We start from the raw sequence: 21976 nt of genomic DNA on the forward strand, positions 1-21976 counted from the left end.
GCGGGATGCGAAGCTGCAGCTGTCCGGTCCGGCGGCGGACGCGGTGGCGGTTGCGACGCCGAAGGCGCTGCTGCACCAGCCGTTGGATGGTTCGACGGCGAAGTCGGTGACGTTCGGCGGGCAGGGTGTGCCGGCGGCGCCGGTGCAGCTGGCCGGGTGTGTGCATGCGGCGTGGTCGGGGGCGAACAAGTATGTCCGTGAGTGCGTCAATGATGCCGATGACAAGACGGTGGATGTGCCCAAGGCCAGTGCGTCGCCGTCGTATGCGTTCCGGGTGAACCGGGACCTGGTGGTCCTCAACGATGTGAACTCCGGCAATGTGTGGCTGGTGAACCAGAACATGCAGCTGGTCAACAACTGGGACGACGTCGTCCCGCCCAAGAACCAGTCCGATGACCAGGACCAGGAGTCGGCGGACACCAACACCGTCAACGTCCTGCCGGACCGCACCAAACCCAACCGGCCCCCGGAAACCACCCCCGACGCCGTCGGCGTCCGCCCGGGCCGCACCACCATCCTGTCCGTACTGGACAACGATTCGGACCCCGACGGCGACGTCCTCACCGCCTCCGTGGGCAACAACGGCCCGGCGTCCGGCAGCCTGGAAAACATCTACGGCGGCACGGCCTTCCAGATCACCGTCCCGGCCGACGCGAAGCCCGGCACCGAAAACTTTGGCTACAACGCCGCCGACGGCCGCGGCCTCTCCGCCGCCGGAAGCATCACCCTGAACGTCGTTGGCCCCGACGAGAACACACCGCCCCTGTTCAAACGCGGCGAGCCCACCACCATGCTGGTGGAGCAGGGCAAAACCGTCAGCCAGAACATCCTCACCGACTGGACCGACCCCGACGGCGACGACCTCGTGCTGATGGACGCCAAGGCGGACAACGACCAGGACCAGGTCAAGATCCGCCGCGACGGCCTGCTCACCTACCAGGACTCCGGCGCCGCGCCCGGAAAGAAGTCTGTCACCGTGACCGTCTGGGACGGACGCGCCACCAGCACCGGCAAGGTTACCGTCAACGTCCAGCCTCCCGGCGCCCTGCAGCCCGTGGTCAACGCCGACCACGTCACGGCTGTCGTCGGCCAGGACCTCGTGATCGCGCCGCTGAAGAATGACGTGGACCCCAACGGCGGCGCGCTGCGCCTGGCCCAGGTGGAAGCCGCCGGCACCGCGGAACTGGGTCCCGTGACCGACGGCGGAACCTTCACCTTCCGCAGCAGCACCCCCGGCCCCATCTACCTGACGTACATCGCCAGCAACGGCCCGCAAAGCAGCCAGGGCCTCATCCGCGTGGACGTCGAATCCGGCAAGGACGCCGGCAACCCGGTCGCCGTCCACGACGTCGCCCTGATGCCCGTCGGGGGCAGCGTGCTCCTGGACCCGCTGGCCAACGACTCGGACCCGTCCGGCGGCGTGCTGGTGCTGCAATCCGTCCAGCTGCCCGAGAACGCGACCGCCTCGGTCAGCGTGATTGACCACAGCGTCCTGCGGATCACCGACGTCATCGGCACCAAGGACCCGTTCACCTTCCGCTACACCATGTCCAACGGCACCAAGTCGGCCACCGGCAGCGTCTCCGTGGTTCCCGTCCCGGCACCCGCCGTCGTCGAGGCCCCGCAGCCCAAACCGGACGAGGTGAACGTGCGCGTCAACGACGTCGTCACCATCCCGGTGCTGGCCAACGACACCCACCCCCAGGGCGAGAAGCTCAGCGTGGATCCCGTCCTGCCGCAGCCCGTCCCCGAAACGGACGGGAAGAGCTTCGTCTCCGAAAACACGCTCCGCTTCATTGCCGGCGCGGAACCCAAGACCGTCCGCGCGATCTACAACGCCGTCGACCCGCAGGGCCAGAAGAGCGCCGCGGCCGTCACCATCCACATCCTGCCGCTCGAGGGCGCGGAAAACTCCCGCCCGCAGCCCAAGAACCTCACGGCCCGCGTGGTGGCGGCCGGGTCCGTGCGGATTCCGGTGGAGCTCGACGGGATCGACCCCGACGGCGACTCCGTCCAACTGACCGGAATCGACAGCACCCCGGCGATGGGCACCGCCACCGTGGGCAGCAACTTCATCGACTTCACGGCGGCCGGCGACGGCGCCGGCACGGACACGTTCCGCTACAAAGTCGTCGACCGGCAGGGCGCCGTCAACACCGGCACCGTGACTGTCGGCATCGCCCCGCGCGGGGACACGAACCAGTTGCCCACCCCCGTGGACGACGAGGTCAAGGTCCGCCCCGGACGGCAGATCGCCGTGGACGCCACCGGCAACGACACCGACCCCGACGGCGACCCGATCCGGCTCATCAGCGACGGCATCGAAGCCGCTCCGGAACTGCAGGCCACCGTCAGCAAGCAGTCTTCCCGCATCATCCTGCTGGCTCCGGCCGAGGAAGGAACCGTCAACGTGCGCTACTCCGTGGCGGACGACCGCGGCGCCACAGCGCAGGCCGCCATCGCCGTCAAGGTGCAGCAGGACGTGCCGCTGCAGGCGCCGATCGCCCGGGACGACCGGGTGACCTCCGCCCAGACCCTCGGCAAGACCGCCGTCGACGTCCCCGTCCTCAAAAACGACGAGGACCCCGACGGCGTGGGCGAGAACCTCAAGATCGCCACCGACGCCAAAACCGCCCGGCCCGGCGCCGAGGGCAGCATGATCGTGGAACTGACCGAACAGCCGCAGCTCATCCCGTACACCGTCGAGGACCTCGATGGCCAGACATCCACCGCCATCATCTGGGTCCCGGGTGTGGGCCAGCAGGTCCCCACCCTGGCCAAGGACGAGGTAATTGAAGTCATCGCCGGCCAGTCCGTCACGGTGGACCTCAAAGACTGGGTCAAGGTCCGCGACGGACGCTCACCGCGCCTGACCCAGACCGACCGGATCAAACTGATCGGCGCCGACGGTTCCGACCCCGTGGCCGGCAACGGCACCGCGCTGAAATACACCGCCGGCCAGGACTACGTCGGCCCCGGCTCGCTCAGCTTCGAAGTCACCGACGGCTCCGGCCCGGACGACGAGGCCGGACTGAAGTCCACGCTCAGCATCCGCACCAGGGTGCTCCCGGACCCCAACCGGAACAACCCGCCGGTGCTGCTGGGCAGCCCGGTGGAGGTCCCCAAGGCGGATTCCACCACCACCGACCTGGCCAAACTGACCACCGACCCGGACGACGGCGACGTGGACCGGATGAAGTACGAACTGGTGGGCGGCGTCCCGGCAGGATTCGACGCCAGCATCGACGGCACGTCCCTGAAGGCTTCCGCCAAGGACGGCACCGCCGCCGGAGCTGCAGGAGCAGTCCAGGTCAAGGCCACGGACCCCCGCGGGCTCGAAGCCACCGCGACCTACCAGCTGACCGTCACCGCCTCCAACCGGCCCAAGCCCGTGGCCAACGACGACGCCGAAGCCAACGCCGCGGCCGGCAAGCCCGTCACCGTGCGGGTGCTGGACAACGACGCCAACCCGTTCCCGGAGACGGCGCTGAAGATCGTGTCGGCCTCGACCGAAACCGGCCAGGGCACCGCCGCCGTCACCGGGGACACCGTGACCGTGACACCGGCCGACGGGTTCTCCGGAACCATGATCGTGGCCTACACCGTGGCGGACAAGACCGGCGAAGCGTCCCGCTACGCGACGGCCCGAATCCGGCTGACGGTCAAGGACAAGCCGCTGGCGCCGACCACGCCGCAGGCCGGGAGCGTGGGAGACAGCACTGCCCTGCTGAACTGGACCGCCCCGGCGGACCGCGGAGCGGCCATCACCAAATACACCGTGTACGGCGAGGCCGGCTTCCGCCAGGACTGCCCGGCCAACTCCTGCACCCTCACCGGCCTGACTAACAACTCCAAGTACCACTTCCAGGTCACGGCCACCAACGCCCTGGGCGAATCCGAGCGGTCCCCGGCATCGGCCGAGGTGCGCCCGGACGTCAAACCGGACACTCCGGCCGCGCCGGCCGTGAAGTTCGGCGACACCCAGCTCACGGTGACCTGGGCGCCGCCGGCGTCCAAGGGCTCACCGGTCAAGTACTATGACCTGGAAATCTCTCCGGCCCCCGCCGGGCAGAACGCCCAGATCCAGAACCTCAGCTCGGTGAGCTACGTCTGGAAGGGCCTCAAGAACGGCGTCGCGTACAAGGTGCGCGTCCTGGCCCGCAACGACGCCAAGGAGCCCTCCGAATGGAGCGCCTACTCGGCGGCGGAAACCCCGGCCGGGGTGCCCGCCACGGCCGCAGCGCCCACTGCCACCGCCGCCGGTTCGGTGGGCAGCCAGAGCCAGCTCAAGGTGAACTGGACGGCCCCGAACAGCAACGGCGACGCCATCTCCAGCTACACGCTCACCACCCTGCGCGGCGGGGCTGCCGTGGCCACGCAGAAGGTGTCCGGCACCACGCAGAATGTCACGGTGGACAACTCGGAGGCGGGCTACACCTTCACCGTTTCCGCCTCGAACAAGGCCGGAACCTCCGGAACGAGCGCCCAGTCCGCCGCCGTGCGCGCCGTCGGCAAACCGGCAATGGTGGCCAAACCGGCGGTGACGCTGGTGGATACCGGCGGCGCTGGCGGCAAGATCGACGTCCGCTTCACCGGACTGACCGCAGAGCAGCGGAACGGGTCCAGCGCCGGCGAGATTTCCTACCGTTACAAGCTCACGTCCAGCGGTGCCGGCGGAACCATCCCCGCCGGCGGCGCGGTGGTTGCCGCCCCCAACGGGACCGCCACCGCGGTGACGGTCTGGGCGGTCTCCTCGCGGAGCAGCAGCGCTGGCGACGCGAGTCCCGCGTCCGACTCGGTCAACCCCTACGGTCTGGCGTTCGCCCCGACCGTCACGGGAGCCAAAAGCAGTGGCGTGGGAGACAAAACCGTCTCCTGGACCTGGACCGCGCCGAACGGCAACGGGCGCCCCGTGACCGGCTACCAGTACCGGCTCGACGGCGCAGGTGGCTGGCAGGACACGCAGCAGCGCTCCTTCTCCAAGGGCGTGGGCTTCAGCGAGACACACACCCTGGAAGTCCGTGCCATCAGCGGCGGCCAGAACGGGCGGATCGGCAGCGATACGTCCCGCAGCGGGTCGGAACCGCCGCCGCCGGTACCCACCTCCCAGATCCAGGCGCACAACAGTACCTGCCCCGGCAAACCCGGCGAACGGGACACCTACAGTCCGAGCGGGCCGTCGTGCGGCGTCGGCTGGGTGGAACGGACGGAGGGCAAGCTGAACGTCAACTGCACCAAGGACATCTACGGCAACGGCACCCCCTGGTACCGCGTGACCCAGGGCAGCCACCCGGGCTGGTTCGTCAAGTCCACCACCGTGGATCTCTTCGGGCCCCGGCCCGGCGGCTGCTGATGCCGGCACCGAGACCTGCCGCCGGAGTTACCGGGACTCCGCACCGGCGGCAGACCCGGCAAGTTCACCCAGAACAGAATTATCCAGAACAGATTCACCCAGAACAGAAGAGGACCAACCCATGACCATGACCACCGAACAGGCCGAATGGTTTTCCGGCACCTTCGAGACGCTCGTCGCGAACGTGGGCCAGGCCGTCCTGGGCAAGTCCCACGTCATCCGCCTGACCTTCACCGCGATGCTGGCCGAGGGACATGTCCTCTTCGAGGACGCGCCGGGCACCGGCAAGACCTCGCTGGCCCGTGCCCTCGCGGCCACCGTCCAGGGCTCCAACAACCGCATCCAGTTCACCCCGGACCTGTTGCCCTCGGACGTCACCGGCGTGACCATCTATGACCAGAAGACGCAGAAGTTCGAGTTCCACAAGGGGCCCATCTTCAACAACATCGTCCTGGCCGACGAAATCAACCGGGCCTCGCCCAAGACCCAGTCGGCACTGCTGGAGGTCATGGAGGAGTCCCGCGTCACGGTGGACGGAACCACCTACGAGGCCGGCCGGCCGTTCATGGTGATGGCGACCCAGAACCCGATCGAGCAGGCCGGCACCTACCGGCTGCCCGAGGCCCAGCTGGACCGCTTCCTGATGAAGACCTCCATCGGCTATCCCGATCACGCCTCCACGGTGCAGCTGCTCGGCGGCGCCAACCTCAAGGACCGCTCCAAGGACATCACCGCCGTCATCACCACCCAGGCGATCGCGGACATGGCGGACCTTGCCGCCACGACGCATGTGGACACCGCCGTGCTCGAATACATCGCCCGGCTGTGCGAGGAGACCCGCAACGCCCCGGAAACCCGCCTCGGCGTCTCCGTCCGTGGCTCCCTCGCCATGGTCCGCGCCGCCAAGGTCTGGGCGGCCAGCCAGGGCCGCAACTTCGTGCTGCCGGACGACGTCAAGGACCTGGCCGCAGTCGTCTGGACCCACCGCTTCGTGATGGACCCGGAAGCCGAATTCTCCGGTGCCACCCCCGAGGCCGTACTGACGCGCGTTCTCGCCGCGGTCGCCGCACCGCAGCAGCGTGCAGCCCTTGTTTAATAACACCGGCTCCTAGCACCGGTTAGCAGGCCGGCAGCAGCACCGCCCGGCAGCACCGACTGCCACCACCACCGGCACCCAGAAAACCCAGCACGAACAAAGGCACCCATATGTCCTCCAGCACTCCGCTGACCCGGCTTGCTGAACGCCTGCAACGGCCCTTCCAACGGGACGGCAGGCCCACCCGGCTGCATCCCGGCTCCCTCTGGACCGAGGCCGGAAGCACTGCAGGCCTGGCCCTCGCCCCGGCCTGGCGCGCCGTCCGCGCGCTGTGGCTGCGCTACGTGTGGCCTGTCCTGTCCGTGGTGAGCCTCCTGGGCTGGTTCGTGCTGGCGGCCTCGATCCTGCTCTGGACAGTCGGCCAGGCGTTCGGCTGGCAGGAGGCGAAGGCGGCAGCGATCGCCGCGTTCGTTTTGTTCGTGCTCGCCGTCGGCTTCATCCTGGGCCGCTCCTCCTACGGCGTTGTCCTGGATCTGGCGCGGACGCGGGTGGCGGTGGGGGACAGCGCCGTCGGCAGTATTGCTGTCTCCAACACTTCCGCCCGGCCTCTGCTGGCCGCGGACCTTGAACTCCCGGTCGGGGCCGCCACTGCGGTGTTCCACCTGCCCCGGATGAAACCCCAGCAGGTCCACGAGGACCTGTTCACCATCCCCACCGCCCGCCGCGCCGTGATCGTGGTGGGTCCGGTCCGCTCCGTCCGCGCCGACCCGCTGCACCTGCTGCGCCGCCAGGTGCTCTGGACCGAACCCGAGGACCTGTACGTGCACCCGAAAACCACGGCGCTGGCCGGCTCAGCCGCCGGATTCATCCGCGACCTCGAGGGCATGCCCACCACGGACCTGTCCAGCGCCGACGTGTCCTTCCACGCGCTGCGCGACTACGTGCCGGGCGACGACCGGCGGCACATCCACTGGAAGACCACGGCCCGCACCAACAAGCTCATGGTCCGCCAGTTCGAGGAAACCCGCCGGGCGCACCTCGCCATTTCGCTGTCCATCAACACGGACGAATACGCCTCCGAAGAGGAGTTCGAGCTGGCCATCTCCGCCGCCGCATCGATCGGACGGCAGGCCATCCGTGAACAGCGTGACCTCGATGTGCTCACCCAGAAGGGCCCGCTGCGCTGCGAAACCGGCCGCAACATGCTCGATGACATGACGCGGATCGTTGGCGCGCCGCAGCGCAAGAGCGCCGTCGACCTCGCCCGGAGCCTTGCGGACACCGTCCCCAACGCCTCCGTGGTGTTCCTGATCGTGGGCAGCAACGTCACCCCCACCCAGCTGCGCTCCGCCGCCGCCGCGGTGCCGCTGGGCGTGCGCACCCTCGCCGTCCGGCTCCAGTCCGGCGCCGCACCGGCCCGGGCGAACATCGGGGACCTGACTGTGCTGACCCTCGGCGACCTCTCTGACCTGGCCATCGTGCTGAGGAAGGCGGCAGCATGAGCACCGCAACCCCGCTCCGCCCCCGCAACCACGCGGCAGCTGCCAAGCGTTCCGGCTTCACCGGCGGCCAGCCGCTCTGGCACCTCTGGCTCGACGCCGGTGCCCTCACCGTGCTGCTCGGCCTGGGTGTGCTCGGCTTCAGTCTCAGCTTCGGCGGCGACCCCTACTACCTGGTCGCGGGCTTCGGCGGCATCCTGCTGGGTCTGGCCCTTGCGGCGGCCGCGGTGCACTTCCGGCTCGGGCTCCTGATCACCGCAGCCCTGACGCTCGGGGCGTACCTCGTCTTCGGCACCGCGCTGGCCGTCCCGGAGGCCTCCTTCGCCGGGGTGCTGCCCACGCTCGATTCGCTGCGCACCCTGCTGCTCGGCGTGGTGTTCGCCTGGAAGGACATGCTCACCGTCGGCGTGCCGGTCGGCACCGCCGGCGGCACCCTGATTGTGCCGTTCCTGAGCTCGCTGCTCACCGCTCTGGCGGCCGGGCTGCTGATCTGGCGGATCAAGAGCCCGTACTGGCCGCTGCTGCCGGTGCTGGTCCTGTTCGTCACCGGCATCGCCTTCAGCACAAACGCCGGATTCATCACGGTGGAACGCGGCATCTCACTCACCGTGGTCGCGATCGCCTGGGCCACCTTCCGCCGCGACGCACTCCGCCGCAGTGACACCCGCAAGGTCTCCGTCAACCGGCTGGAGACGGATGAGGCCACCGCCCGCGCGGCCACGCTCCGCCGGCTGGGCACCGCCGCCGCCGTGATCGCCGTCGCCGTGGCGGTCACCGCCGTCGCGTCCCCGCTGGTCACTGCCAGCGACGACCGCCGCGTGCTGCGCAACACGATCGTCCCGCCGTTCGATCCCAAGGACTACGTGACGCCGCTGGCGAGCTTCCGCAACTTCGTCAAGGACAAAAAGGACGACAACCTCTTCGTCGTCAAGGGCCTGCCCAAAGACGCCCGGGTGCGGCTCGCCGCCCTCGACTCCTTCAACGGCACTAACTACAACATGGACCCGAACGGCTCCGGCAGCTTCAGCAAGGTGGGCGACGCGAAATCCCTCAACACCCTGGCCGACTCCACCGGGATCGTTCCGGCCACCAACTACACGCTGGACATCACGGTCGAGGACTACGAGGGCTATTTCCTGCCCGGCGGCAGCAAAACCACCGGCATCAGCTTCGCCCGCGACAGCTCCGGCGCAGCGTCCGGCCTGTACTTCAACGCCGGCACGGACACGGCCGTGACCACCCGGGGGCTGGCGAAGGGCGATTCCTACCGCGTTCAGGTGGCCGATCCCGCAACGCTGGAACACGGGCAGCTGACGCAGTACGACTTCGCACCGATGTCCCTCCCGGATCCCGCGGAGGTGCCGCCCGTCGTCGGGTCCCAGGCGAACGACCTCGCCGCGGATGCCCCCACCGCGATTGACCGGGTACGCCAGATCGAGGCGCACTTCCAGAAGAAGGGCGCCTTCAGCAACGGCCTGATCGCCGACGGCCAGCTGCCCAGCGTCTCCGGCCACGGCGCCAACCGCGTCCGGAGCCTGCTCACCGCCAAACAGATGCTGGGCGACGACGAGCAGTACGCCGTGGCGATGTCGCTCATGCTGCGCCACCTCGGCATCCCCTCCCGCGTGGTGATGGGGTTCTACCCGGATCCCAAGAGCCCGGAAAACGGTGCCGGCGAGGTCAAGATCACCGGCAAGGACGTCCACGCCTGGGTCGAGGTCGCCTTCGACCGCGTGGGCTGGGTGTCCTTCGACCCCACCCCGCCGAAGGACAACGTGCCGATCCCGCCGGACCCGGAGAACAAGTCCAAGCCCAAGCCGCAGGTGCTGCAGCCGCCGCCCCCGCCGCAGGAGCCCGCGGACCTTCCGCCCGACTCCTCACCGGATGCGCTCGACGCCGACGAGAAGAAGAACAACCCCTGGCTCTTCTGGGGCCCCCTGCTCACCGCCATCGGCCTGGCGCTGATCCCGATCGCGATCCTGGCACTGCCGCTGCTCCTGATCGCCCTGCTCAAGTCCCGCCGCCGGAAGTCCCGCTTCACCGCAGGCCACCCGGCGCAGCGGGTGGGCGGCGGCTGGAACGAAGTCGTCAGCCTGGCGACGGACCTCGGCGCCGGCCTCGACAGCCGCGCCACCCGGCGCGAGTCCGCCGTCGTGCTCGCCGACGCGTTCCCGGCCGCCGGCGGGACCACGACCCTGCTCGCCACCCGGGCCGACGCAGCAATCTTCGGCGCCGGACAGCCGAGCGAGGACCAGGTCCTGCGGTACTGGGAGACCGTGGACGGCTCGCTCAAGGAGATGACCGGGACCCTCGGGTTCTGGCGCCGGCAGCGGGCCCGGTTCTCGCCGCGCTCCCTGCTGGCCGACGGCCGGGCAGCGCTCACGCTGCGGGGCCTCCAGCCGGCCCGCCCCGGCCGGAAGCGCGCGGCGCCCGCCGGTCCGGAAAAGCCTGCCGGTACAGTGGAGTCCGTTCCGCCGGCGGCAGCCCGCCTTGATGCTGCTGCCGACACCCCGGACGACGCCAGCCAGACCGCCAGGAAGAACCGCCAGAAGCCATGACCGACGACGCCGAGCTCTGCCCGCGCTGCCAGCAGCCGCTCTGCCGCGGGGCCGCTTTCTGCACCTCCTGCGGGACGCCACTGAGCAACCGTTCCGCGCGGAACGTCCGCAACGTGCGGGCACTCCCCGCGCCCCGGGACCCGCAGGAGATGCACCCGCGGGGTCCCGACGGCGCGGACGCCCGGAACCCCGCCGCCGGGCACCCCGGACTGATCCCCGGTAGTATCCCCGTAACGCAGGGCCCAGCCACGGGCCGCGGACCAGGGGGAGGACCTTCCATGCCGAACAAGCTTGAACTGGTACCTGCCGCCGCCGGAAAGCGGCTGGGGGCCGCCGTGCTGGACTGGCTGCCGCCGGTCACCATCCTGGTCATCCTGCTGACGATCGGCTTCGCCGGGGTCACCAGGAGGCAAAGCGGGGGCTTCATCGTCTACGACACCTCGTCCCTGGTGCTGTTCGGCGGCATCGGCGCGGGCCTCACCCTGATCTACACGGCGGTTGCCGCCACGCTCGAAGCCCGTTCCGGCGCGACTCCGGGGAACCGGCTGATGGGCATCCGCAGCACGGATGCCGACGGCTTCGCCCCGGGCGGGGGAGCGGTGTTCCTCCGCGGCCTCATCACCGGCGCCGGCGTGCTGCTGGCCGTGGCCGCCGCCGCCGCGGTCGTGATCTTCCAGTGGTTCGGCGTCGCCCTGCTGGTGCTGGGACCGCTCCTGATCCTGGGCGCGGCCTGGGCTGTCCTCGTGGTGCTCTCCAACACCTGGGACCGCAACGGCCGCCTCCGCGGCTGGCACGACACGGCCGCCAAGGTTCTCGTCTTCGACGTCAAAGCCGGACGCAATTCGATCACCACCGGCGGCATCCAGGGCCCGTACAGCTTCGCGCCGATGGACCTGCCCCCGGTACAGCAGGTCTTGTCGCCGCTGGCGGCGGGATCGGCCGCCGCAGCTGCTGCGCCGGCCGCCGCGCCGGTTGCCCCGGTTGCCCCGGCGGCTCCGGCGGCTCCGGCCGTGCTCGATCCCAACCAGTGGCAGCCGCCCGCGCCCGCCGTCGAACACCGGCCCGCCAGACAGCAGCCGGTACCCCAGGCCGCCTCGTTCGCGCCGCCCGCCGCGGCCTTCCAGCCGGGCACGCACCCCGACGACGACCACGACCGCACCCAGGTCCGGGGCGACACGCACGCCCCGGTCACCGTGGCGATGCTCCGGATCCGGCTGGACGACGGCCGCGACATCGAGCTGGACCGCACCGTGCTGATCGGCCGGAACCCCGCCGGACAGCCCGGGGAGGAGACCGCGCAGCTCGTCCCGGTCGCCGATCCCGGCCGTTCCATTTCCAAGACCCACCTGCACCTGCTTGCCGGAAACGGGGGGATCTGGGTCACCGACCGCGACTCCACCAACGGCAGCTCCGTCACCACCCCGGACGGTATCCGTACCGCCCTCGCGGCGGGGGAGCCCACCCACGTCCGCCCCGGGTCCACCGTGCACTTCGGTGACCGCTCCTTCTACCTAGGACAGGCATGATCCCCCAGCCGGCCTCCGTTCCCACCCCAGCCCACTCCGGCGCCGACCCCGTGCCGGCCCTGGGCGGCCCTCCTGGCCTGCGGCTGAACGCCGGCTACGGCACGGACCGCGGCCTGCGCCGCGAAATGAACGAGGATTCCTTTATTGCCTCCGATCCTGTCTTCGCCGTTGCGGACGGCATGGGCGGGCACGAGGCCGGTGAGATTGCCAGCGGTATCTGCGTCCGCACGCTGGCCCGGATCCCGCAGCTGGCCAGTGGCGGGCGGGACGCGACCGCCGGCGTCGTGCAGGAGCACCTGCTGTTGGCCGACGAAAGCATCCGCGAGGCCACGGGCGCCCGCGCCGGGACCACACTGTCCGGCGTTGTGGTGGTGGAGCAGATGGGGGTCCCGTACTGGCTGGTCCTCAACATCGGCGACTCCCGGACCTACCGGCTCAGCCAGGGCAAGCTGAAACAGGTCAGCGTTGACCACTCCGAGGTCCAGGAACTCGTGGACGCCGGACAGATCAGCCAGGCGCAGGCCGCCGTGCACCCGCGCCGCCACGTCGTCACCCGGGCCCTGGGCACCGGCGACGAGATCGAGGCCGACTACTGGCTGCTGCCCATCGAGGAGGGGGACAGGATCCTGGTCTGCTCCGACGGGCTCAACGGCGAACTCGACGACGAGCACATCTCCAATATCCTGCGCTCCCAGACGGACCCGCAGACGGCCGTGGATGAGCTCATCCAGGCGGCCCTGCGCAGCGGCGGCCGGGACAATGTCACCTGCATCGTCGTGGACGCCACCAATGTCCACAACGACGACGGCGCCGCCCGGACCGCGCCGCGCAGCGCCGCCGCGGCGGAGGACGAGGACACCCTGCCGCGGACCGATGCCCTGGACCTGGCCCCCAACGGGGAACAAGTTTCCGGGGCCGGCGCGACGCCGGCCGACGAGGCGGCTGCTGAAGACCCGGTTTCCGCAGGACAGGACTCCGCAGGACAGGTTTCTGAAGAACAGGTTTCTGAAGAACACGTTTCTGAAGGACAGGGCAAGGACCCGAAATGATGGCAAATAACCCCGCCGCTGCCGCGCGCTACACACCCGGCAGCTGGCTCGGTGTGGTGCGCTCCGGAACCGTGGTGCTGCTGCGCCCGGGCAGCGCCCCGGCCCTGGTGGACTCGCTGTGGGAGCTGCTGGCCACCGGCCCCGAGGCACACGAGGTGCTCGACGCCGTGTCCTCGGCCTCGGGCGGTTCGCTCGCCCGGCTGCCGTGGTTCGCGATCGTGGCCCGCCGCGGCTCCATTCAGGTCTTCCTGCGCGGCGAGATCGACCTCACCGTGGACCTGCCCTCCGGCCCGGTGGAACTGAGCGGCCGCGAGGTCACCACCTGGACGGAACGGCGCTTCGCGGCGGCCGACGGATTCAGCCTGACCGTCCCCGCTGCCGACACCGCACGGAATTCCGACACCGCACGGACCTCCGGCGCCGCGGCGGACCTGCCGCTGGCTGACGGCGTGGTCCTGCTCCAGGGCCTGCGGGTGGACTTCACCGGTGCCGCCGAGCCGGCGGTCCCTTCCGCCCTTGCCGCGGCGACCACTGCCGTTGTGGCCGATCCGGCCGCGGCGGACGCCGGGGCAACGGCCGAGGACGAAGCAGCGATGGACGACGCGGCGATGGGCGAAGCAGTGACGGGCGATGCAGCGGTGGAGGACGAGGTCCTGGCGGCCGCCGAAGCAGACATCGCAGCCGAGCTGAGCGAGCACGAGGCCTCCGCGGAGACCGTGCTGGAGTTCCCCGGTGAGGACCTCGAGCTCGACGGAACCCTGCGGGGTGCACCGGAAGCGGTCTCCGAACCTGAACCCGAACCCGAACCCGTACCGGCCACGGACGCCGACCCTGCAGCGTCCGGATATGAGCCCGAACCGTCCGCGCAGCCGCCGGCCGCGGCACCGGAACCGGCTGAACAGGAGCCGACCGGCAGCTACGACCACCTCTGGGAACAGACGGTGATACGGAACATCGAAGACGCCGCCGTCCGCGAGGACCCCGACGCCGAACTCGCCGTCGAGTCCGCCCCGGACTCCGCCAGCACCGATTCCGCCGGCGCCGAGCCTGAACCGGCGCCGGCCGGCGCGCAGGAGGCCGCGGAACGCGAAGCCGTCCCCGCTCCCGCGCCGGAACCGCCCGCGCCGTCACGCCCGGCGCTGCCCACCGGGCTGATCGACTCCGTCCCCTGGCACACCGGCGGCGACCGACGGTCCCAGACGCCCCAGGTGCCCGAGGCGTCGGGGGCATCCCTGGCGTCCCCGCCGCCGATGGCGCCTGTACCTGCGCCGGCCGCGGCGCTGCCGCCGTCGGCTCCGCTGCCGCCTGCCCTGCCACTGCCTGCCCGGCAGCCCGAAGCGGACGCCGACCACGACGGCCAGACAATCATGAAGAGCGAGCTCGCAGGGGCCGGCCCGCGGCCGCCCGGCGGGCAGCGCCAGTCCACGGGACCGGCTACGGAACCGGCCACCGGACCCATGGTGCTGGCGCGCGTCTGTCCGCAGGGCCACGCCAACCCCTCCACCTGCTCCCAGTGCGGCCGCTGCGGCCAGCCGCTTCCCGGGGACGGCGTCCAGGTCCGGCGGCCCCGCCTGGGCCGGATGCGGCTGTCCACCGGTGAACTGGTCGACCTCGACCAGTCACTCATCGTGGGACGCCAGCCCTCGGTCTCGCGCGTCCAGGGTGCCGTGATGCCCAAACTCATCCAGGTGGCGAGCCCCAGCGGCGATATCTCCCGTTCGCACGTGGAGGTCCGGCTGGAAGGCTGGCACGTTATGCTCTGCGACCTCAAGGCCACCAACGGCACCGTCCTGGTCCGCGAGGGCCAGCCGCCGCGCCGGCTGGCCCAGGGCGAGATGGCCATCCTGCTCGACGGCGACATCGCGGAAGTCGGCGACGGCATCTCGCTGCGCTTTGAGGAGATCCCGTGAGTTCAAAACGGCCCGTCGCCCCGCCGCCAGTCATCCCGGGCTTCACCTACATCAGCCTGCTCGGCTCCGGCGGCTTCTCCGACGTCTACCTCTATGAACAGGACCGGCCACGCCGCAAGGTGGCCGTCAAGGTGCTGCTCTCGGACCTGAAAACCGAAGGCGCCCGCCGCCGCTTCGAATCCGAAGCCAACCTCATGGCGCAACTGTCCTCCCACCCGTACATCGTGACGATCTTCGAAGCCGAGATCACCGACGCCGGGCATTCCTACCTCGCCATGGAGTACTGTTCCCGTCCCAGCCTGGACGTCCGCTACCGGCGGCAGCGCTTCAGCGTGGACGAGGTCCTGGCCATCGGCATCCAGGTGGCGTCCGCCGTCGAGACCGCCCACCGTGCCGGAATCGCGCACCGGGACATCAAACCGGCCAACATCCTGGTCACGGACTACAACCGGCCCGCCCTGACGGACTTCGGCATCTCCGGCACCCTGGCCGGGGACGCGGACGAGGACGCGGGCATGTCCATCCCGTGGTCCCCGCCGGAGCAGTTCACCGGCCACAATGTCGACGGCGTCCTGGTGGACGTCTGGGCGCTCGGCGCCACCCTCTACACCCTGCTGGCCGGACGGTCCCCGTTTGTGCTGCCGGGGGCGGACAACTCCCAGCGCGAGCTGATTTCACGGATCACCAACCTGCCGGTGCCGAAACTGGGCCGCGCCGACGTGCCGGAATCCCTGGAACTGGCGCTCTCGACGGCGATGGCCAAGTCCGATTCCTCCCGCTACTCCTCGGCGCACGCCTTCGCGCTGGCCCTGCAGCGGATCCAAGCCGAACTGAACCTCTCCGTGACATCGTTCGAAGTCCTGGAGGAGCCGCGCCCCGAGGAAAACCAGCCGGACGACGGTTTCGAGGAAACCAGGGTCCGCAGCGTCGCCGCGATCGACCCGGACGCCACCGGCAGCACCCCGACCTTCCCGGCCCGGTTCCCCGGCGCGGACACGAGTTCCACCCTCGACAACGCCACCACCTTCAACAACGCCACCACCTTCAACAACGCCGGCGCCTCCAAAACCGCCACCGCCTCCAACAACGCCACCGTCCAGCGCCCGGCGCTGCCCGGCTTCGCTGCGCCCGGCGCCGCCCGGACCGCCGACCGGACTCCCGCTGCCGAGGACGACCTTGCGGCCACGGTCAACCGTTCCAGCGCGGCGTCTCCCGCCGGCGACGGGGACGAAGGCGCGGGGGAGCAGCCGGCCGGTCACGGCCGTCGCAAGCTGCTGCTCTCCATTGTCGGCGGCACCGTCCTGGTGGCCGCCGTCGCCCTCGGGGTCGTGGCCGGCACCACCCGGCCCGAGCCGGCGCCGAAGGCCACGGACCAGGTCAGCAAACCGCCCGCGGACGCCCTGGACAACGGCACCGTGCCGGACGTCACCGGGCTGGCCGGGGCGGCCGGTCCGGCCGGGAAGGTCAGCTTTACGTGGACCAACCCGCAGCCGAAAACCGGCGACAGCTACAAATGGCGGGTCCACACGCTCAAGGGCGGAGGAGACTACCAGTCGTCCGCCGGGCCCGCCGCGGAAATCGCGGCGAACCCGGCCGAACCCAGTTGCATCCAGGTCATGATCGTCCGCAGCGACGGGGCATCCTCGCCACTAGGCCCCGATTCCATCGCCTGCGTCCCGAACTAGCAGCACCAACGACTTTCCAGAAAGGCACGGATTATGGGGGATCTGGCGATAGATTTCTGCGGCGAGTGGTATGAACCCACGGACGAGGACATCTTCAGCATCGGCCGCGAAGGCGACCTTGAGGTGGACGACAACCCTTACCTGCACCGGCAGTTCCTGCAGATCGCCCGCTATGACGGCATCTGGTGGCTGAGCAACGTCGGCAGCATGCTCTCCGCGACCATCGCCGATGCCTCCGGGGGGATGCAGGCGTGGCTGGCTCCGGGCGCCCGCATTCCGCTGGTCTTCAGCCACACCAACGTCATTTTCACCGCGGGCCCCACCACCTACGAGTTTGCCGCGCACCTTAGGACCCCCGCGTTCCGGCAACAGTCCCGCGACGAGGACAGCGGCGGTGACACCACGATCGGCCCCGTGCTCTTCACCAACTCGCAGAAGGCCCTGATCGTGGCCCTCGCCGAGCCCATGCTGCGCCGGGAAGGGACCGGCTTCAGCGCCATCCCGTCCTCCGCCGACGCCGCCAAAACCCTGGGCTGGGCCCTGACCCGGTTCAACAGAAAGCTGGACAACGTGTGCGACAAGCTCGACAAGGTGGGGGTCGCCGGTCTGCGGGGCGGCGGCGGGAAACTCGCCACCAACCGCCGCGCGCGGCTCGTGGAACATGCCGTCACCTCCCACCTGGTGACGCCCGCGGACCTGCACCTGCTGGAAAAGCACAACACTGAACAGCCCAAGACCGAAGAACTGACTGGAGCCGACGAAGCGTGAGAATCCGACTGACGCTGCGCCGCGACCCGGCCGACGCCAAAGACCTCGCCGTCACCGTTGACGGACTCGCCACCGTGGCGGACATCGCCACCCAGCTCTGGGCGGCCGATCCGGCACGGCGGGGAACCCCTCCGCCGTCGAACCTGTCCCTGAGCATCGAGGAGGCCTTCGCCGCCGGCGGCATGAAGGGCAGCATCCTGGACCGCAAGGACAACCTGCTCGAATCCGGGCTGCGGCCGGGCTCCATTGTCGCGCTGACCCAGCTCAGTGAGCAGTTCGCGACGCCCGGCGCGAGCCGGGGACCGGCGGCGGCGACGCTGCGCGTGCTGTCCGGGCCCGACGTCGGACGCGAATTCTCGCTGCCGTCGGGCACCAGCTACATCGGCCGCGACCGCGACGTCGACATCCGGCTCACGGACCCGCTGACCTCCAAGCGGCACGCCCGGATCACGGTCGGCGAGACGGTCGAGATCGTGGACACGAATTCGGCCAACGGGCTGCTGATGGACGGGCTGCCGGTCACCCGCGCCACACTGAACTCCTCGGACACCGTGGCCCTGGGCGACACCACCGTCTCGGTGGTCTCGCTCGGCACCGGGCACAGTTCCGCCCCGAGCTCGCCGCTGATCGACTTCAACCGCTCGCCGCGTGTGGTGCCCCGGTTCGAGCTGCAGAAACGGATGCTTCCGGCCGGGCCCAAGCGCCAGGAGCACCACGCGTTCCCGTACATCATGCTGCTCGCGCCGCTGATGATGGGAGGCATCCTGTTCGCCGTCACGCAGAACGTGCTCTCGGTCGTGTTTATGCTGATGATGCCGCTGTTCATCGTGGGCCACTACGTGGACCAGAAGCTGCAGGCGAAGCGGGAGCGCAAGGAACAGCTCAAGCAGTTCCGCGAGTCCATGGCCGTCTTCCGGACGGACATCACCCGGCTGCAGAACGTGGAACGCTCCGTCCGGCTGCAGGAAGCACCTTCGGTCAGCGACACAGTCGACTCGATCTACAAACTCGGCCCGCTGCTCTGGACCCACCGGCCCGAGCACACCGGCTTCCTGGGACTGCGCTTCGGCCTGGGCACCGGGCCCTCGCGGATCCAGTTCGAGGAGCCCAACAGCAACGACACCGAGGCCGAATACATGGTCGAAATCCAGGAATGCATGGCGCAGTTCCGGGACATCGAAGGCGTGCCGATCGTGTCGCAGCTGCGCTCCGCCGGGTCCTTCGGCCTCGCCGGGTCCCGCGGCCTCGTCGATGATGTGGCCCGCGGCATGGTCCTGCAGCTCGTCGGCCTGCACTCACCCGCGGAAGTGGTGCTGGCCGCCATCACCTCGGCGCAGTCGAAGGAACGCTGGGAATGGCTGCAGTGGCTCCCGCACGTCGGCTCCGGCCACAGCCCGCTCAGCGGCGACCACCTCGCCGCCGGCCCCGCGGGCGGCTCTGCCCTGCTGTCCCGGCTCGAGGACCTGATTGACCAGCGGGAGGCAGGCTCCCAGACGCCCCGCCCGGCCCTGCGGCCCGGCGTCGACCCGCTCAGCACGGACCTTCCGGGACCGCTCCTGCCCACCGTGCTGGTGGTCGTCGAGGACGACGCCCCGGTGGACCGCGGCCGGCTCACCCGGGTCCTCGAACGGGGCCCGGACTCCGGCGTGCACGTGATGTGGGTGGCATCCTCGGTGCAGCAGCTTCCGGCCGCGTGCCGGGACTTCATGGCCGTCGACGGCGACCACGGCACCACCACCGGCCAGGTCCGGCTCGGCCGGCACACCTTCCCGGTGAGCTGCGAAAGCCTCGACGCCGGCCTCGCCGCCCAGCTGGCCCGCATGCTGGCACCCGTCGTCGACGTCGGCAAGCCGCTGGAGGACGACTCCGACCTGCCGCGTGCCGTGTCCTACGCGACCCTGATCGGCAAGGACTTCCTGGACAACCCGGCGGCCGTGGCCGAGCGCTGGACCGAAAACAATTCGGTGCGGGCCTCCGCCGTGCCCAACCGCAAGGACAACGGCACGCTCCGGGCCCTGGTCGGCTCCAAGGGCATTGAACCGCTCTACCTCGACCTCAAGAACGAGGGTCCGCACGCCCTGGTCGGTGGCACCACCGGGGCCGGCAAGTCCGAGTTCCTGCAGTCGTGGGTGATGGGCATGGCCGCGGCCTACAGCCCGGACCGGGTGAGCTTCCTCTTTGTCGACTACAAGGGCGGCGCCGCGTTCGCGGACTGCCTGCACCTGCCGCACACCGTGGGCCTGGTCACCGACCTCTCCCCGCACCTCGTCCGCCGCGCGCTGACCTCGCTGCGGGCCGAACTGCACCACCGGGAACGGCTGCTGAACCGGAAAAAGGCCAAGGACCTGCTGGAACTCCAGCGCGAAGCGGACCCGGACGCGCCGCCGTACCTGATCATCATCGTGGACGAGTTCGCGGCCCTCGCCACCGAGGTGCCGGAGTTCGTCGACGGTGTGGTGGACGTCGCCGCCCGCGGCCGTTCCCTGGGCCTGCACCTGATCCTGGCCACCCAGCGCCCGGCCGGCGTGATCAAGGAAAGCCTGCGCGCCAACACCAACCTGCGGGTGGCGCTGCGGATGGCCGACGTGGACGACGCAATCGACATCCTCGGCGTGCCGACGGCCGCCTACTTTGACCCGTCCATTCCCGGACGCGGCGCCGCCAAGACCGGCCCCGGCCGGATCCAGGGTTTCCAGACCGGGTACGCCGGCGGCTGGACCACCGAGAAGCCGCAGCGGCCGCAGATCGAGATCGTCGAGATGGCCTTCGGCTCCGGCCCGGCCTGGGCCGCCCCGGCACCGGAGACCCCGGTGAAGGAAGAGGCGGCGGGCCTGAACGACATCGCCCGGATGACGGCCAACATCATCAGGGCCGCCGACGTGCTCTCCATCGACCCGCCGCGCAAGCCCTGGCTGGACGAACTCGCCACCACCTACGACTTCTCCCGGCTGCCGAACCCGCGCACGGACGAGCGGCTGCTCCTCGGGGTGGCGGACGACCCGGCCCATCAGGACCAGCCCACGGTGTTCTACGAGCCGGACCGGGACGGCAACATGGCCATCTACGGCACCGGCGGTTCGGGAAAGTCCGCGGCCCTGCGCGGCATCGCGATCGCCGCCGCGGTCACCCCGCGCGGCGGGCCGGTGAACGTCTACGGCATTGACTGCGGCTCGTCGGGGCTGAAGATGCTCGATGAGCTGCCGCACGTCGGCGAGATCATCAACGGCGACGACGTCGAACGCGTCGGCCGGCTGCTGCGCTGGCTCCGGGACCTCGCCGATGACCGCGCCGCCCGCTATTCGGAGGTCCGCGCGTCGACCATCGTGGAGTACCGGACCCTCGCGCAACGGCCGGAGGAAAAACGGATCTTCGTGCTGGTGGACGGCATGTCCGCGTTCCGCGAGGCCTACGAATACAGCAAGCTCTCCGCGCTGTGGGACATCTTCCTGCAGCTGGCCACCGACGGCCGTCCGCTGGGCATCCACCTCGTGGTCAGCGGGGACCGGCCCAACTCCGTGCCGGCGTCGCTGCTGGCCTCGATCCAGCGCCGGCTGGTGCTGCGCCTCTCCTCCGAGGACGACTACCTGTCGATGGATGTGCCCAAGGACGTCCTGGGCCAGGCCTCGCCTCCGGGCCGCGGCCTGCTGGGCAACCTCGAGGTTCAGCTCGCGGTACTCGGAGGCAACTCCAACCTTGCCGTGCAGGCCCGCGAGGTGCACAAACTCACCGAGGCCATGCTGCGCCAGGGCGTCGAACGCGCCCCGCAGATCGAGCGCCTGCCGGACCAGATCGACCTCGACATCCTGCCCGCCGGCAGCCCGGACCTGCCGGTGATCGGCGTCGACGACGAGACGCTCCAGCCCGCCGAGATCCTGGCCAAGGGCCCGCTGCTGCTGGCCGGCCCGCCCGGCTCCGGCCGCACCGTGGCCCTGGTGACCCTGGCCTACGCGCTGCGGCGTTCTAATCCCGGCGTCGAACTGCTGTATATCGGCTCCCGGCGCTCCGCCGCGGCGTCCCTGAAGCTTTGGGACCGCTCCGTGGTGGGCGCGGACGACGTCGAGGAAACCATCGATGAGTTGGTGGACTACTCCACCGGCACCCCGGGCAAGCTCGCGATCTTCATCGAGGGGCTGACCGACTTCACCGACACGGGAGCGGAATCCGGGATCGAACGGCTCATCACCGCCTCGATCAAGGCCGAACAGTGGGTGGTGGGCGAATCCGAGACCTCCACCTGGTCCTCGGCCTGGTCCCTCGCGCAGCCGTTCAAGTCCGGCCGCCGGGGCCTGTTGCTGAACCCGGGCGACATCGAGGGCGACAGCCTGCTCAGCACCTCGCTGGGCCGGGTCAGCACGGACTTCATCCCCGGCCGCGGCTACATCGTGGGCCGCGGCAAGGTCCGCAAGCTCCAGGTCGCGCTGCCGCCGGAGAACCGGAACTAAGCGGAGCGGTACTGCTTGTACGTCATGCTGCCGCGTGCTTAGGTGATTCAACGGCGGCAGCAGCTGCATCTATCCGTTCACAAAAGGCAACCCCGCCTACGCGGTGCATCCTCACACAGCCGCTTCACCCAGCAGAACTGGAGGAACACA

The 21976-nt window shown here is 70.1% G+C and carries 10 protein-coding genes; all 10 read left to right on the forward strand.

Annotation, left to right across the window (positions count from 1 at the left end; genetic code table 11):
- On the forward strand, positions 1-5353 hold a 5353-nt coding region (locus ACZYZ5_RS09095), incomplete at its 5' end, for an Ig-like domain-containing protein (RefSeq protein ID WP_463901125.1).
- A gap of 121 nt (positions 5354-5474) precedes the next feature.
- Entirely contained in the window at positions 5475-6449 is a 975-nt protein-coding gene (locus tag ACZYZ5_RS09100; protein WP_463901126.1) for an AAA family ATPase, read from the forward strand.
- A 110-nt stretch (positions 6450-6559) separates the two neighbouring features.
- Complete coding sequence (locus tag ACZYZ5_RS09105) at positions 6560-7891, forward strand: DUF58 domain-containing protein (protein ID WP_463901127.1); 1332 nt, start codon at positions 6560-6562, stop codon at positions 7889-7891.
- Positions 7888-10446, forward strand: a complete 2559-nt coding sequence (locus ACZYZ5_RS09110; protein ID WP_463901129.1) for a transglutaminase-like domain-containing protein — start codon at positions 7888-7890, stop codon at positions 10444-10446. The genes ACZYZ5_RS09105 and ACZYZ5_RS09110 overlap by 4 nt, the downstream gene beginning before the upstream one ends.
- Before the next feature lie 278 nt (positions 10447-10724).
- Positions 10725-11972 carry an RDD family protein gene (locus tag ACZYZ5_RS09115; RefSeq protein ID WP_463901131.1) on the forward strand — a complete coding sequence of 416 codons (1248 nt, stop codon included), beginning with the start codon at positions 10725-10727 and terminating at the stop codon, positions 11970-11972.
- Positions 11969-13021, forward strand: coding sequence for a PP2C family protein-serine/threonine phosphatase (locus tag ACZYZ5_RS09120; RefSeq protein WP_463901133.1), 1053 nt, complete (start codon positions 11969-11971; stop codon positions 13019-13021). Before ACZYZ5_RS09115 ends, ACZYZ5_RS09120 begins: the two co-directional genes overlap by 4 nt.
- Entirely contained in the window at positions 13018-14931 is a 1914-nt protein-coding gene (locus ACZYZ5_RS09125) for an FHA domain-containing protein (RefSeq protein ID WP_463901135.1), read from the forward strand. Before ACZYZ5_RS09120 ends, ACZYZ5_RS09125 begins: the two co-directional genes overlap by 4 nt.
- Complete coding sequence (locus ACZYZ5_RS09130) at positions 14928-16616, forward strand: serine/threonine-protein kinase (RefSeq protein ID WP_463901137.1); 1689 nt, start codon at positions 14928-14930, stop codon at positions 16614-16616. Before ACZYZ5_RS09125 ends, ACZYZ5_RS09130 begins: the two co-directional genes overlap by 4 nt.
- A gap of 33 nt (positions 16617-16649) precedes the next feature.
- Positions 16650-17384, forward strand: coding sequence for a hypothetical protein (locus ACZYZ5_RS09135; protein WP_463901139.1), 735 nt, complete (start codon positions 16650-16652; stop codon positions 17382-17384).
- Complete coding sequence (locus ACZYZ5_RS09140; protein ID WP_463901141.1) at positions 17381-21826, forward strand: type VII secretion EssC family protein; 4446 nt, start codon at positions 17381-17383, stop codon at positions 21824-21826. Before ACZYZ5_RS09135 ends, ACZYZ5_RS09140 begins: the two co-directional genes overlap by 4 nt.
- Positions 21827-21976 lie beyond the last annotated feature (150 nt).

Source organism: Pseudarthrobacter ribosi (assembly GCF_055412865.1).